The 16,067-nt window shown below is 41.3% G+C and carries 13 protein-coding genes and 1 other annotated feature; of the genes, 8 read left to right on the top strand and 5 right to left on the bottom strand.

The features are described 5' to 3' along the window. Positions 1-33 precede the first annotated feature (33 nt). Both pgeF and rluD read right to left on the bottom strand, forming a co-directional pair. Entirely contained in the window at positions 34-756 is a 723-nt protein-coding gene (gene pgeF, locus L3V77_RS02715; protein ID WP_275135621.1) for a peptidoglycan editing factor PgeF, read from the bottom strand. After that, positions 757-1,731, bottom strand: a complete 975-nt coding sequence (gene rluD, locus L3V77_RS02710; RefSeq protein WP_275135620.1) for a 23S rRNA pseudouridine(1911/1915/1917) synthase RluD — start codon at positions 1,729-1,731, stop codon at positions 757-759. A 187-nt stretch (positions 1,732-1,918) separates the two neighbouring features. Between rluD and L3V77_RS02705 the strand changes: the two genes are divergently transcribed. From L3V77_RS02705 to yjjX, 5 genes are all read left to right on the top strand, one after another. Then, positions 1,919-2,644: an outer membrane protein assembly factor BamD gene (locus L3V77_RS02705; protein WP_275135619.1), complete on the top strand. Its 726-nt coding sequence runs from the start codon at positions 1,919-1,921 to the stop codon at positions 2,642-2,644. Positions 2,645-2,798: 154 nt separating this feature from the next. Further along, on the top strand, positions 2,799-4,298 hold the full coding sequence (locus tag L3V77_RS02700) for a lytic transglycosylase F (RefSeq protein ID WP_275135618.1): 1,500 nt from the start codon (positions 2,799-2,801) through the stop codon (positions 4,296-4,298). 370 nt (positions 4,299-4,668) lie between these two features. Further along, entirely contained in the window at positions 4,669-5,025 is a 357-nt protein-coding gene (gene raiA, locus L3V77_RS02695; RefSeq protein WP_275135617.1) for a ribosome-associated translation inhibitor RaiA, read from the top strand. A gap of 124 nt (positions 5,026-5,149) precedes the next feature. Beyond that, positions 5,150-5,273, top strand: a sequence feature (Phe leader region). A 21-nt stretch (positions 5,274-5,294) separates the two neighbouring features. Continuing rightward, a complete protein-coding gene (gene pheA, locus L3V77_RS02690; protein ID WP_275135616.1) occupies positions 5,295-6,473 on the top strand; it encodes a prephenate dehydratase in 1,179 nt (392 codons plus the stop codon). Between the two features lie 12 nt (positions 6,474-6,485). Beyond that, positions 6,486-7,013 carry an inosine/xanthosine triphosphatase gene (gene yjjX / locus L3V77_RS02685; protein ID WP_275135615.1) on the top strand — a complete coding sequence of 176 codons (528 nt, stop codon included), beginning with the start codon at positions 6,486-6,488 and terminating at the stop codon, positions 7,011-7,013. 153 nt (positions 7,014-7,166) lie between these two features. Here yjjX and trpR read toward each other — a convergent pair whose 3' ends face one another. Beyond that, positions 7,167-7,472 (bottom strand): trp operon repressor, encoded by a 306-nt coding sequence (trpR, locus tag L3V77_RS02680; RefSeq protein WP_275135614.1) that lies wholly within the window; start codon positions 7,470-7,472, stop codon positions 7,167-7,169. A 61-nt stretch (positions 7,473-7,533) separates the two neighbouring features. Further along, entirely contained in the window at positions 7,534-9,462 is a 1,929-nt protein-coding gene (gene sltY / locus L3V77_RS02675) for a murein transglycosylase (protein ID WP_275135613.1), read from the bottom strand. A 216-nt stretch (positions 9,463-9,678) separates the two neighbouring features. On the opposite strand from sltY, the gene ettA reads away from it, so the two are divergent. The 3 genes from ettA to L3V77_RS02660 all read left to right on the top strand — a co-directional run bounded on the left by ettA (position 9,679) and on the right by L3V77_RS02660 (position 12,900). After that, positions 9,679-11,346: an energy-dependent translational throttle protein EttA gene (ettA, locus tag L3V77_RS02670; RefSeq protein ID WP_275135612.1), complete on the top strand. Its 1,668-nt coding sequence runs from the start codon at positions 9,679-9,681 to the stop codon at positions 11,344-11,346. A 168-nt stretch (positions 11,347-11,514) separates the two neighbouring features. Then, positions 11,515-11,883 carry a PilZ domain-containing protein gene (locus L3V77_RS02665; RefSeq protein ID WP_275135611.1) on the top strand — a complete coding sequence of 123 codons (369 nt, stop codon included), beginning with the start codon at positions 11,515-11,517 and terminating at the stop codon, positions 11,881-11,883. Positions 11,884-11,889: 6 nt separating this feature from the next. After that, positions 11,890-12,900 (top strand): M23 family metallopeptidase, encoded by a 1,011-nt coding sequence (locus L3V77_RS02660; RefSeq protein ID WP_275135610.1) that lies wholly within the window; start codon positions 11,890-11,892, stop codon positions 12,898-12,900. A gap of 71 nt (positions 12,901-12,971) precedes the next feature. Here L3V77_RS02660 and L3V77_RS02655 read toward each other — a convergent pair whose 3' ends face one another. Next, positions 12,972-16,064 (bottom strand): efflux RND transporter permease subunit, encoded by a 3,093-nt coding sequence (locus tag L3V77_RS02655; RefSeq protein ID WP_275135609.1) that lies wholly within the window; start codon positions 16,062-16,064, stop codon positions 12,972-12,974. Between the last annotated feature and the right edge of the window lie 3 nt (positions 16,065-16,067).

Here is a 16,067-nt window from a genome sequence, read left to right as displayed (position 1 = left end):
GGATACAAGTTGGCATTTTTTCAAGGGAGGACGTTAATCTATCCAAATAAAGGTCGCTTGACGACCCGTTACACCATCTCTGCGATAAGAATAGAATTTTTCTGAGTCTTCGAAGGTACACATATTACTTCGATAAATACTTTCGACACCCACGCTATTTAGACGCTGCATTGCGAGCATATTCATATCAGCTAGATACTTACCATTACTCTTAGATTGAAAGGCTTTTTCTGCTAGCGATGAATGTGAGACAAAGATATCAAACACATCTTGTCCTACTTCAAAGGCACCAGCACCAATTGCGGGCCCTAGCCACGCAATAACAGGCTTAGTGAATTTTTTAACAGCGTTCTCTACAATACCGTCAGCTAACCCACGCCAACCTGCATGTACTGCCGCGACCATTGTACCTTCTATGTCAGTAAGTAATATCGGTAAACAGTCTGCTGTCATTACCGTACAAACTACATTCGATGACGATGTTATTGCACCATCTGCATCAATAACCTTCGTTGTTGGTTGTTTTAACTCAACGACAAGGTCCGAGTGCGTTTGGTTAAGCCATACCTGATTGCTCGGTAACATGGCTTTTTCGTGAAGAATTTGACGGTTTTTCTTAACGACAATTGGATCATCCTCAACGTGCAGCCCTAAATTAAGCCCTTTATATACACCAGTTGAGACTCCACCCAGTCTAGTCGTACTAAAGGCCTTTATATTTTCAGGTACTTTCCAATTAGGGACAATCCATTCCATTTAGATGTCATACTCTTTGTTATATTTTGCGTCATCTCTTAGCGCTTGCGTCAACACAACCATATCGTCCGGAATAGGGGCGTGAAACTCCATCTCTTCTCTCGTTGCTGGATGCTCAAATTTTAGCATCGCGGCGTGCAGAGATTGGCGATCAAAACGACGAATCATTTCAGTTAATTCTTCTGAAGCGTCTTTCGGGATTCGAGCACGACCACCATAGGCTATATCACCTAACAATGGATGTTGGAGGAAAGCCATATGCACACGAATCTGGTGTGTACGACCGGACTCTAAGCGCAGACGAATTCTTGTATGCTCTCTAAAATGTTCAGCAACACGGTAATGTGTAATCGCTGGTTTACCTGTAATATTCACCGCCATTAGAGTGCGTTTTGTCGAGTGGCGACCAATCGGTTCGTCAACTACCCCACCCGCGGTCATTTTACCGATCGCTATCGCTTCGTACTCTCGCGTGATTTTGCGTTTTTGAAGCGCACGTACTAATCGCGTTTGAGCAGGAACCGTCTTAGCCACCACCATTAGACCTGTGGTGTCTTTATCCAAACGATGCACGATACCAGCTCTTGGTACTTCTGCTATTTCAGGGTAGTGAAATAGCAATGCATTGAGTATCGTTCCATCTGGCGTACCAGCACCTGGGTGCACAACTAAGCCTCGTGGTTTGTTGATAACGATAATATCGTCATCTTCGTAAACAATATTTAGGGGTATATCTTGAGCTTCCCAACGCTCTTCATCTTCAAGTTCACCTTGAATGGTTATTAATTCGCCACCCATCACTTTAACGCGGGCTTTGGAAACAACTTCACCATCAACTTGAACTTTTCCTGCTATTATCCATTCTTTCAAACGAGAACGAGAAAAATCAGAAAATAATTCTGCTATGGCTTGGTCTAATCTTTGACCAAGTTGGCTATCTTTTACGGTTTCGGTTAATTCTATCTGCTGAGCCATATCGAACTTTTTAAAAAACTATGAGACTAATGCTCATGACTGTGAAAAAATACGCTACTGCTTTCTACCTTCAATTGTAGCTAGCTTCTTTATTTATAGCGTCCAAGTTGGCATCATTCTATCTGTTAAAAGATAAGAAGTAACGGAAGCAACAGAATTATTTAATTTAAGGAAATAGAATCCTGACATGAATTACCGCACTTTATCGAGCTTACTGGCACTTTCACTACTATTTGGTTGCTCAAGCAGCGACGAAATAGTACCTGACGTCCCAGCCTCTGAACTTTATACTGACGCTCAATCTTCACTCAGAAGTGGCAACTGGCTTACCGCCGTAGAAAAGCTGGAAGCATTGGATTCTCGATATCCTTTCGGCCCGTATTCGGAGCAAGTTCAACTCGACCTAATCTATGCTTACTACAAAAACGGAGATCTTCCTTTAGCTCTTGCTACCATAGAAAGGTTCTCCCGATTAAATCCAACGCATACGAAAATGGATTGGGTACTTTACATGCGCGGTCTATCGCACATGGCACAAGATCAGAACTACATGCACAATATTTTTAATATTGATCGTTCTGATCGCGACCCAGAGCCCGTAAAATCTGCGTTTGCTGATTTTAAGAGATTGCTCCAGAGATACCCAAATAGTGCATTCGCTGCTGATGCCCAAAAAAGAATGTACGCACTTAAGAATAGGTTAGCTAACTACGATTTAGCCAGTGCCGATTTTTATTTACGCAGAGAAGCATGGATTGCTGCAATCAATCGAAGCCAAGAGTTGCAAAAAACCTACCCTGATACCGAAGCGGCAAGAAAATCGCTCGAGATTCAGCTTGAAGCCTATCAACAGCTCGGGTTAACCGAAGCGGTGGCTCGAACCAAAGAACTCATGAAGCTCAATCCAATCTAAGCGTTACTCAAAAAAACCGTTGAATATCAGCGGTTTTTTTATTTCTAATCTATACTGTTTGGATATAACGTTTAATGTGTTTTCTTTGGAAACATAAACCGTTCTCAGAAATAAATTTCATTGCCGACATAATTAAATCAACACGGATTGTTGTATGAAAATAGATTGTTCTATCAAGATAGATCCCCGTAGCAAAGCGAAAATTAAAGTCGTTAAGAGGAACTCGATTAACCATTGGTATCGATGGGTGTTATCTCTTCTTCTTGTCCCCTTCTTTAGTGTATCTCTTGAACTTACTCCTTTAGACAACACCCCTTACACGGGAGATCTAGATGTTTTATCTAAAAAAGGCGTCCTTCGCGTTTTGGTTTCAGAAGATCTGGGCTTCTACTATGTTGAAGGCGGCAAGCCAAAAGGAATGCTTGCTGAAATCCTCCATCATTTCGAAAAAAAATTAAAGAAAGAACACCCTTCGGTACATATTCAGATAATTCCAGTGACAAGAGATGATCTAATTCCTGCCCTTAATGCGGGTTTTGGTGACGTGATAGTTGCTAACCTCACGAAAACAATCCGACGTGAAAAGTCTCTCGACTTTAGTATTCCGATGATAAGTGATATCAATGAGTTTTTGGTCACTCATACGGGAGAATCTGAACTAGTGGATATAGATCAACTCAGTGGAAAAGAGATCTGGGTTAGACCAAGCTCCAGCTACTTCGAAAGTATCCAAAGTATCAACGAATATCTAAGCCTCAGTAAATTAGAACCAATCCGTGTCCAATTGTTTGATGAAGCACTACAAGACTATGAAATCATTGAAATGGTTAATCAAGGCTATATCTACTCAACTGTTTTAGATAGCCACAAAGTTGAGCTGTGGCTTAGCGTGATGGACAATATAAAAATACATGAAAATCTTCCACTACGTTCTGGGGCAGAAATTGGATGGGCATTTCGAAAAAATAGCCCGATACTTGAAAAACAAGTAAATAGCTATCTACGAACCGCTAAGGCCGGAACGCTCTTAGGTAATGTGTTATACGATAGGTACATCCTCAATTCAAAATGGCTTAGCCGTGCCCTTAGCCCTGATAGAATCAAGCGAATGCAGTCACTCACTAACCTATTTGAAAAATATTCAGATCAGTATGAATTCGACTGGTTAATGATATCTGCGCAGGCATTCCAAGAGTCTGGTCTGGACAACAGTAAAGTCTCCCACAAAGGCGCAGTAGGAATAATGCAAGTACTCCCCTCTACAGCCAACGATCCCAACGTAAATATCAAAGACATTAAAAAGCTCGAAAACAATGTTCATGCCGGTGTGAAATACATGCGTTTCATTACTGATCGTTATTTTTCAGATGATGACATCACTAGAGACAATCAAGTTTATTTATCTCTGGCCGCATACAATGCCGGACCCGGTAATATCCGTAAAATGCGCAGATTAGCCGTTAAACATGGTTATGACCCAAATATCTGGTTTAAAAATGTAGAAATTATTACACGAAGGAATATAGGCCGAGAGCCCGTAAACTATGTTGCGAACATCAATCGCTATTTCGTCATTTACAAGCAGCTAGAAGATATGAGAAAAATAAGAGAAGAAAAAAGCGCAGCCCTGTTAAAACTCGTCTCACCTGAATGAATTCAATCTTCAAGACAAACAAAAATGCCACAACCATAAACGGTGTGGCATTTCACAAATCAACTCTCTAAATACGTGTCGTACGAGATCACATTTTCATCTTGATTATTAATTAGTCACAACAAATAAAAGCCTGCACTAAGCCCCTAAAAATGGGGATATTTCTAGTACGTGACTTCTTACCAATCTATAGATTTCATATTTCAGTACAAGCTTTTTTAACGAATTAATTTGGTAGATTTGTTACAGATCACATTAAATGAACATTGATCGAAACAGCCTAGTTATAGTGATTTGGATCACATTATTTTCTTCTTGAAACAGTAATCTGAACTTAACCCATAAGGGAAGTTTCAGAGGAAAACACTATATGAAAGTAAATATTACCGGCAAAAACTTAGAAATCACCTCTGCAATACGCACGCATATAGAGTCCAAGTTTGAGAAACTTGAAAAATGGCAAGTTGATATTATTGGTTGCCAGACTGCGATCAGCGAAGAACCAAATAAGAAAATGAAATTCGAAGCAAGCATTACTGTACCTAAAGGAAAGCTTGTTGCATCTTCCAGCAATGAAGATTTATATAAAGCAATCACAGAAGTAGAACAAAAATTGGAGCGTCAGCTAAACAAACTGCGCCATAAGCCTGAAGCTCGCCGAGCTACTCACGCTGAAAAACCTGAAGTATCAGAGCTAGACGAAGTTGAGCTTAGTGAAGCTGAATAGGAAAACAACCTAATAGAATTAGGAATTCAGTTATATAGCGCCCACGGGCGCTATTTTTTTGCTTGACGGGTTTGTATCCCTTGCTTATTGTGTCTGTAGACCCACAACATAGCGATTTAATGATGACGACATTTTCTCTGTTCTTTTTTGACTTCTTTTTTAACTCCTAACACCGGAGGCTGAAATCGTTTTAGGAAAAACAAGTCAAAAACGAATAGGAAGCCTCCCAAACGGGGGGCTTTTTTATAACTAAAATGGACTTACTTAGCATGACAGACAGTAAATATTCCCTTGATGAAATTCGAATCCGTTTAAATGACCTCGATGATCAACTCCTACAGCTGCTTTCAGAAAGACGAGCACTAAGTATTGAAGTAGCAAAAAGCAAAGTTGAGACATCTAAGCCAGTTAGAGACGCTAAGCGAGAGCAACAATTATTAGTCAAATTGATTAATAATGGTAAGAAAAAGTACAACTTAGATGCACAGTACATCACCAAGCTATTCCACACGGTTATTGAAGACTCGGTGTTATTACAACAGTCTCATTTACAGAATTTGGCAAATCCGGCACAGAGCCGAAAACCTATCGCACGTGTTGCATTCTTGGGTTCTAGAGGATCATACTCACACCTTGCGAGTCGTGAATATTTTAGCCGCAAGAATACTGAGTTGGTTGAGTTAAATTGTGAGCATTTCAAAGAGGTAACCAAAACCGTAGAATCTGGTCATGCTGATTTTGGTTTGCTACCGATAGAAAATACGAGTTCAGGATCAATCAACGAAGTTTATGATTTACTTCAACACACAACACTCTACATTGTTGGTGAAATAACCCTGCCTATTGATCACTGCATATTGGCTAATTCTGATATCCATTTAGAAGACATCAAAACACTTTACTCTCATCCGCAGCCTCATCAGCAATGTAGTGAGTTCCTTAGTCACCTAAATGGGGTTACTTTGGAATCATGCGCGAGCACAGCAGATGCAATGCAGAAAGTAAAAGATCTTGGAAGAGAAGATGTCGCGGCGATAGGTAACTCATCCAGCGGTAAGTTATACGGCTTGCAGCCAATAAAAAATAATATTTCTAATCAAACAGAAAACCATACGCGCTTTATTTTGGTTGCCCGTAAACCGGTTGAAGTATCAACGCAGATCCCAGCGAAAACAACACTGATCATGTCCACATCTCAAGCCGCTGGCTCATTAGTAGAGACTCTACTCGTATTACAACGATATGGCATCAACATGACTAAGCTAGAAAACAGACCTATTATGGGTAATCCATGGGAAGAGATGTTCTATGTTGATCTAGAAGCGCACGTTGAATCCACTGAGATGCAACAGGCTATCAACGAACTGACCAAAATAACCCAGCACCTTAAAGTATTAGGGTGTTACCCAAGTGAGAATGTCAAACCAACTCAAATAAAACTTGTATAGAGAGAAGTAACGATGAAGACCGTAATTATTGCTTCCCTTAACCCAGCAAAAATTAACGCCGTTAAAGCTGCTTTTTTGGATGTATTTCCAAAGCAAGCATTCCAATTTAAGGGGGTTAGCGTGGCAAGTGACGTTCCAGAACAACCGATATCAGACGTAGAAACAAAACTTGGCGCATTAAACCGAGTAAAAAATACCAAGATAGAGATCAACAATGCCGATTTCTATGTCGGCTTAGAAGCCGGGAATGACGGAGACTTTACCTTTGCATGGATGGTGATTGAATCCGCTAGCAAAAGAGGTGAGTCTCGTTCAGCGAGCTTAATGCTTCCCCCTGTAGTCTTGGAGAAATTAAGGGATGGCCGAGAACTTGGACATGTTATGGATGAGGTATTTTCTACGGAGAATATAAAACAAAAAGGGGGAGCTATAGGCCTACTGACAAATCATCTGCTAACTCGAAGTTCTGTTTATCATCAGGCGCTTATTCTGGCGTTAATACCTTTTATGAACGAAGACCATTTCCCCAAGAACCTATAACACAAGTAATGGGACAGACTTAATTTACATTTTTACCATCGTAAATCATACATCGACAAATGAAATGCCCGCGGCTTCTAGAGGCTAGATAACTAAAAACCCAACGGCATTCAAGAAGAGAGCGTAGCAAACGCTCATCGGTCGGTTTTTTGGTTATTGGCTCTCTGCTACTTTTAACAATTGGGACAATGCTTCACGCTCATCTTCTGTATGAATCTTTAGCTCATTGGATCCACGAGTAATGGTTGCTACTCCTACACCTAGCATTTGACTAATCTGGCGCTGGGATATTTCACCTTTCAAAAGCTCGTTAAAAATATTCATTCTCGCAACTAAAGCTTCTCTCTCATCCGAAGTCATCAACATGGTTAAAAGCATTTCATGTTGCTCGCTATCTGCTGCACTTTTAACTATCTTCAATACGTGTTGCCAATCTGAGATTTCTGGAGTCAATGACATTTATAGATACCAATATTTCAAAACAGAGCAGACATTGTAATGTGTTCTACTCTGTTTTGGATCAATATTTAGTCGAAACTTCATTAGAGTGCAAAAACTCGCCATCGACTTTCATCAGATTCCGATAATATGTCTCAAACATCAAAATATTCTGAACGTACCCTCGGGTTTCTTTGTAAGGAATCGCTTCAATAAATGCGAAAGCATCCAGTTTTTGGTCAGATCTTTTACGCCAAACTTTCACTCTATGTGGCCCTGCATTATAGGCAGCAAACGCAAAAATCCGATTGTTATCATACTGCTCTAACAGGCCATTTAGGTAGTGACTGCCGATCTCTATGTTCTTACCTACATCATACAGTTCACTTGTACCTTTATATTTAAGCTTGTATTTCTTCGCCGTATATTTTGCTGTTTTCGGCATAATTTGCATTATGCCACGCGCACCAACCGGAGAACGTGCCTCTACGTCCATGGCGCTCTCTTGCCTAGCGATAGACATTAAAGTAATTGGGTCGATATTGTGTTTCTCACCGTAAAAATTAAACCACCATTGATGGGCAAGAGGAAAGCGCAACACGGTGTTATCCCACATTTTTGCTTCTATCGTGGCTTTTACCGACAAATGATGCCATTTTTTCTTCGCCGCGTAGACCGCTAAGGCTTCTTTCTCTTCTTTTCCAACCTGCCAAAGTAACCAGTTCCATTCACTTTTTGTTGCCGCAATCTTGTCTACTTCAACGAGTTCATTAATCCGAACCAAACTTGAACGGTAAGGTTTAAGAATGTCGGTTGCACGCTTATCATCACTTACTTGATACGACACTGGTTTATCCAATATCTTTGCTGCTGCTACACTGTAGAAATTGCGTTTACCTAAAATACCTTGTAGCCGTTCAATACCTTGATTTCGCTTACCTAGTTCTAACTCACTTCTACCGAGCCAAAACTGCCAACGCAGAGAATTTTGGTCGTCTTGAGGTAGGTGACCAATCCAATCAGAAATCCCTTGCCAATCAGCCTGACGAATAGCTAATCGAATACGTTGTTCAATCGCCGACAAGCTGGTCGATGTTGTTAACACTTCATCCCGCCACTTCGCTAGATCCATGTCCTCTGTATTAAAAAGTCTAACCGCTAAGTAATCGGAAACATTTTGTTGAGTATCGACAGGAAAGGCTTGTGCTTCAAATACAATCGGTAGTATTCGTTGCGCTAACTCAATATCTTTCCTCGCCAGCTTCTTAAGCGCTATCTGTGATTTTTTACGATTAAACTCAGTTGCAGGATATTTCTGAGAAAACTCAACCACATATTCTGAGTTTTTAGCAAGGAACTTGATTTCCTTTGCTTGTTGAATACTCTGTTCACTCGTCGGCATCTTAGCTAAATAGTTCGTCAAATCGTTGCTGTTTTTCTCATAACTAAGCAGCATTCGCCTAAGTACCATATCATCGGTTCTTAACCCGGCTTGTTGCCATTCACTGAAAAGCTGTTCACAATTATCTGACACACTTTTTCCACTCAACCAAAGCTTAGCCGCGCCTTCAAAAGCTTGTTCTTTCTCACCATTTTTCAATCGAGCGTAGTAATAACTACACTGGTACTTCTCCATTCGAGGTTCATTCGTCTGATATTGATATAAATCGTCCCATTTCTTTTTTGCTATCAATGCATCTAGATAACGAGACCTAATGCTGTTTGAAAATGGAAAGTCTCGATATTTAGCTGTGAACTCATCCACTTCTTCTGGTGTTCTCTTGCCTATATCAATGAGAAACGTTCGATAATCAACATAAGGGGTGAGTGGATAATCTGAAATCAGATCTCGAATTTCCAAATACTCGTCTACTTGTTTTTTATCCAAATAATCTTGGGCTTTTTGGTAAATAACTCTCTGCTGTTCAAGAGACGCTGGTGCAGAAAAAGCACCAGAAGAAAACGCCAATACTGGCAACACAGCAGAGATAAGTTTATTAAACCTATGCATCTATTTTGTACATCCCTATAAAATGAAGTCCATATCATATATAACCACTATGGCACGCCTTCTCACTTACTAAAGTTAATAAGCTGTAACTCTTATGTTAGAAAATGATCGTTCCTTTACGCAAGCTTTTATTTGTTAAATTATCTTTCATTCTCAGGAGTGGCAATTTAAGTTAAAATATTTGCTAATTTTCTGAAACAGTAGGAACTATCGGCAATGGCTGAATACGTTTATACCATGTCGCGGGTGAGTAAAGTTGTACCACCTAAGCGTAAAATATTAAAAGACATTTCTCTTAGCTTTTTTCCTGGTGCGAAAATCGGGGTTTTAGGTCTTAACGGCTCTGGTAAATCCACCCTACTTCGAATCATGGCTGGTCTTGATACTGACATTGATGGTGAAGCGCGTCCTCAACCAGGTTTAAACGTTGGTTATCTTCCTCAAGAACCCAAACTTGATGAAACGAAAACAGTACGTGAAATTATTGAAGAAGCTGTTTCGGATGTTGCTGGTGCACTAAAACGGCTCGATGCTGTTTACGCCGCTTACGCGGAACCAGATGCTGATTTTGACGCGCTAGCAAAAGAACAAGGTGAACTCGAAGACCTTATTCAGACAAAAGACGGTCATAACCTTGAGAATTCATTAGAACGAGCAGCTGACGCACTCCGTCTGCCTGAATGGGATGCTAAAGTTGAATTCCTTTCTGGTGGTGAAAGGCGCCGTGTAGCCATCTGTCGCTTGCTATTAGAAAAACCAGACATGTTGCTACTTGATGAGCCAACCAACCACTTAGATGCCGAATCAGTAGGTTGGTTGGAACGCTTCTTAGTCGACTATGCCGGCACCGTCGTTGCGATTACCCATGACCGTTATTTCTTAGATAATGCTGCTGGCTGGATCTTAGAGCTCGATCGAGGTGAAGGTATCCCGTGGGAAGGCAACTATACCTCTTGGTTAGAACAAAAAGATGAACGTTTAAAGCAAGAATCCTCACAAGAGAACGCTCGTCAGAAAACCATTGAAAAAGAACTTGAATGGGTTCGTCAAAATCCAAAAGGCCGACAAGCAAAATCAAAAGCTCGTATGGCTCGTTTTGAAGAACTGAATAATACCGAGCACCAAAAACGTAATGAAACCAACGAGCTATTCATCCCACCAGGTGAACGATTAGGTGACAAAGTTGTTGAAGTAAAAAATCTGACCAAATCGTTCGGTGACAGAGTATTAATTGATAACCTCTCCTTCAGCATGCCTAAAGGCGCGATTGTCGGTATTATCGGTGCTAACGGTGCCGGTAAATCAACGTTATTTAAAATGCTGAGTGGCACAGAGCAACCAGATTCAGGAACCATTGAATTAGGTGATACCGTTCATCTTGCTTCCGTTGATCAGTTCCGTGACAGCATGGATGACAAGAAAACCGTATTCCAAGAGATCTCGGAAGGCGCTGATATTGTCAAAATCAATAATTTTGAGATCCCTGCTCGCGCTTACTGTTCTCGTTTTAATTTTAGAGGCATTGACCAACAAAAAATCATTGGTGAACTCTCTGGTGGTGAACGAAATCGCGTGCACTTGGCAAAACTGCTTAAAACTGGCGGTAATGTTTTATTACTCGATGAACCAACCAATGACTTAGATGTTGAGACATTGCGTGCATTAGAAGAAGCGTTGTTAGAGTTCCCTGGTTGCGCAATGGTTATCTCGCATGACCGTTGGTTCTTGGACCGTATAGCCACTCATATTCTTGACTACCGTGATGAAGGGCAGGTCAATTTCTATGAAGGCAACTATACTGAATACACAGAATGGCTGAAACAAACTTTAGGGGCACAAGCTGCAGAGCCTCATAGAGTTAAATATAAACGCATTACTAAATAAACCTCATTCGAACTGAATGAAAACTAAGCCGTTATTTTAACGGCTTTTTTCCTTATTTATCGATACGGTTACTGAACATGTAAGCATAATTTGAACGCGATTTTTTTATTTATGCTCATTAAAATGGTAACCTAGTCGAGCTATTAATATTATTGTAAGAGAGGGAGTATGGACGAACGTCGACGTTTTTCTCGAATAGTCTACAACGCACCAGCTGAATTGCACCAAGGGCAATTGAAAATAAGTTGCTCGATAATGGATCTTTCCTTACATGGGCTACTGTTAAATGCCATTGTGGAACCTATTGAAACAACCAAACCAGTAGATATTTTTTTCCGTCTACCTGAAAGCGATATCACCGTATCTCTTCAAGCACATGTGGTTGAAGTGTCGGATCTCTATACGCGCGTCAGCATCGAACATATTGATATTGATAGCATTAGCCACCTCAAACGTTTAATTGAATTAAATGTTGGTGATGAACAACTTTTACATCGAGATATTGAGCAACTATCTGATTTAGGCGCTCACTCCTAAAATACTATGTCCCATAAAATTAAATTTACGATCCCTACTTCTGGTGGGGAACAGACTTTTTTTGTCGGTAAAAAAGCGACTATGGCTTTATTATCACTGTTGATCGGCACTCCTGTATTATTGGGTGTTTCTCTACAAAGTCACAGTAATAGCCTTCAAGCAGCAAAACTCGCAGCAGACAAAATTGAGAAATCCGAGCGACTGATCAAGCAAACGGAACAATTTAGTCAGAATAAATCCAATCAAATTGTTCAGCTCGAAAATTCCAATCACTTGCTTAATCAAGAGCTCGCAGAAAAGAATAATCAGCTAGTGACATTAAGCAAGCGCATCTATGATGTGGAATCTGTTTTAGGATTAAGTGACGAAGAGCCAGATGCCTTGGATCTAGAACAGAGAGTCGATGTGGCCGCAGTAGATTCGGCCGTACGAGCAACCATGTTCCGGTTGATCCCCAATGATACACCAATGGCCTATAACCGTATCTCTTCCTCCTATGGCCGCCGATTGAATCCAATTACAGGTAAGCGCCATACCCATACGGGAATCGATTTAACTTGTAATCGCGGCGAGCCGATCCTGGCCCCAGCGGATGGGGTAGTAGAAACAGTTCGACCAAGTAAGAAGGGCTTTGGCAACTTTTTGATTGTCAGACATTCATTTGGATTTATGAGTTCATACGCTCACCTACAAAAATTTAATGTTAAAAGCGGCCAATTTATTAGTAAAGGCGAAACGATTGCTACATGTGGTAACTCGGGCAACTCTACTGGGCCCCACCTGCATTATGAAGTGCGCTTTTTAGGCCGTTCATTAAATCCACAATACCTAATGGAATGGACACCGGAAAACTTCGACACCCTATTTGAAAAAGAGAATCACGTTAAATGGGCTCCACTCGTGAAGCTCATCGATAATGTGGTTCGATTGCAGGTTAATTTAACCAATCATCCTTATAAAGATGATTCGGTTGATACAGCCAATAGCACTGAACGCGATGATACTCAAGTAAACTAAAGTGTATACCGCTTATAAAAATCCCCACTTTTGTGGGGATTTCAGTATTAATCAGTAGAGGAAAAACGATACTAGGTTTGATTTTTCGTTTTTCTACCTTTACCAAGCATCAACAAGCAAGGTGTTAGTACCAAAGTTAGAACCGTAGCGAACGCCAATCCCCCTGCGACAGCCGTCGCTAACTGAGACCACCATTGCGTACTAGGCGCACCAAACTCAACTTTTTGATTGATAATATCAATGTTCATCTCCAGTACCATCGGCATCAAACCAAGTATTGTGGTCACCGTAGTAAGCATTACCGGACGAAGGCGCTGTACACCGGTTCTTAATATCGCTTCTTTGCGAGCCAGCCCTCGCTCCACAAGCTGATTAAAGGTATCGATAAGAACAATATTATTATTCACGACAATACCTGCTAATGAAATAACCCCAATACCGGACATTACAATACCAAATGGTTTTTGAAATATCAGTAACCCAGCAAACACCCCCACCGTAGAGAAGAGCACCGCACTCAAAATGAGGAAGGCTTGATAGAAACTGTTGAATTGAGTAATCAGTATCAAAGCCATTGCGGCTAATGCCACAACAAACGCGTACATCAAAAACTCAGACGATTTTTCCTGATCTTCATTTTGACCACGTAACTTGAACTCAACATCATCCAACCCTAGTGCTTTTAGTTGTGCATCAATTTTAGGCAGTTCTAACGCGAGATTAAATCCTTCTTTCATATCCGCTTTTACGTCAAGAATACGTTGGCCGTCGATACGCTGAATGGTGTCTTGCTTGTGCTGAGGCCTTATTTCTGCAAAATTAGTCATCGGAATTAAACCTGCGGGCGTCTTAACCCTTAATTGATCAAACCTTCCAATGTCTCTTTGCTCTTGAGGGAAACGAACCAGAATATCAACCTCTTCGTTAGCATCATCTGGTAAATAATCGCCAATTTTAAGCCCATTCGTCACAAACTGAACCGTATTACCAACCAAGGTGGCGTCAGCACCAAATCGTCCCGCATCGTCTCGTTTAATGTCTATTTGCCAATCAATACCCGGTTTTGCTGAGGTGTCGCTAAGGTTAGTAAATGCCGGATAAGTGTCTGCCCAGTGTCTTACCATTAATGCGGCGTCATCCAGTTTGTCGTAATGACGTGAGGACAATTGAATGACCAAATCGTGTTCACTTGGTGGACCTGCTTCTGGTTTTTTAAATTCAATCTCAACACCAGCAATGTGTGAGGTACGTTCTTGCAGTTCTTCGATGATCTCTTTAACTGGCCTTCTTAATTGCCAATCAATAGGGGTAATCTGGATTTGGCCAATAGAATCATCGCCACCCGTTTTGGTATAAATACTCTCAAATTCTGCGCCACCAAGAACTTCAGATTCAATCTCTCGCATAATCTTGTCTTTCTCATTGATCGACAGATCACCATAAGATCGAACCTTCATAGTAAAGGATGGGGGATCAACTTCAGGGAAGAACTCGGCTCCCAGCCCCGCCTTGGAATAGGTAAAGCCAATACCAATAGCGAGTAAAATGGCACTAAACAGTATCTTCCATGGATGATTAACCGCAATCGCGAGCGTTTTATAATAAAACTTAGTAAATCCAGTGGCTTTAGTAAAATCACCGTTGTGTAACGCAACCAATTCTTGTCTGAATTCTGGCTTAATGTATTGTTCTTTACCGACTAAACTGCCAAGCACAGGGACGAAGAGCAACGCCATTATGAGAGAAGCCGATAAGGTTGCTATTAGCGTTATCGGCAGATACTTCATAAACTCACCTGTGGTATCAGGCCAGAATAATAGTGGAGCAAACGCGGCTAAGGTTGTTGCCGTCGAGGCGGTAATAGGCCAGGCCATTCGTTTGGCGGCGTCTCTATAGGCTTCACGACGAGGCATACCTTCGTGCATCCGTCTATCTGCAAACTCCGTCACGACAATGGCGCCATCAACCAGCATCCCTACCGCCATAATCAACGCAAAAAGAACGATAATATTGATGGTTAAACCAAACACCGCCAATGCCAATAGCCCAGTAAGGAACGATCCAGGTATAGATACACCAACCAAGAATGCAGTGCGGACACCTAGAATAGCGATAATTACGATGACAACGAGAATAATGGCAGAAAGGATGTTGTTTTGCAGATCGCTCAGCATAAGCTTGACGTCTTCTGACTCGTCCCACGTGTATTCAACCATTAAATTATCTGGCCAGTCATCTCTCTGTTGCGCGACGACAATTATTTGCTTGACCAGATCAACCGTTTCGATAATGTTTTCACCTGCACGCTTCTTAACATCCAAAACGACGGCGGATTCCCCATTTAAACGAGCATAGCTCTCAGGATCTCTAAATGAACGTCTTACTGTCGCAATATCACCAAAGGTAATAACTTGCCTACCATCTACCTTTACTGGCATCTCCAATACATCTTTCAATGACTCAAAAACAGACGGTACCTTGACAGAAAACCGACCGTAGCCTGTATCAACAAAGCCCGCTGCGACTACTCGGTTATTCAATGCAATTAGGTTATAGATATCACCTTGGTCTAGGTTGTAACTCTCCATTAATAGGGGGTCGACAACAATCTCGACAATGTCTTCTCTGTCACCAGCGATATCGACTTCCAGAACTTGTTTATAGCTTTCTAGCTTGTCGCCTAACGCTCGGGCAATCTGTACGATAGTTCTTTCAGGTACAGAACCATACAGAACAACGGACAACACAGGTTGAAATGAAGCAAGGGTGACTTCATTGACCGTCGGTTCATCACTATCGGCAGGAAGTTTAGGTTTTGCCTGATCAACGGCATCGCGGACATCAGCCATCGCTTTGTCAAGATCGATACCAACATTAAACTCCAACGTAACAGAGGCATAGCCCTCTGAAGCCGTTGCGCTCATCTCTTTTACGCCTTCAATAGAACGCAGTTCTTGTTCTATTGGACGAACCAATAGTCTTTCCGCATCATCTGGCGAAATACCTTCGTGGCTCACACCAACATAAATAATGGGAATAGTTATATCAGGGCTCGATTCTTTTGGAATTTTGATATACGTTATTGCCCCTGCTACTAGTATCAGTATCAGTAGCGTCAGCATCGTCCTAGAACGGGATAAAGCCGCGTCTATAATCGCAAACATAAT

Source organism: Vibrio sp. DW001, from assembly GCF_029016285.1.
In the GTDB taxonomy this organism is placed as follows: Bacteria; Pseudomonadota; Gammaproteobacteria; order Enterobacterales; family Vibrionaceae; genus Vibrio.
This window is presented reverse-complemented; position numbering and strand designations above follow the sequence as displayed.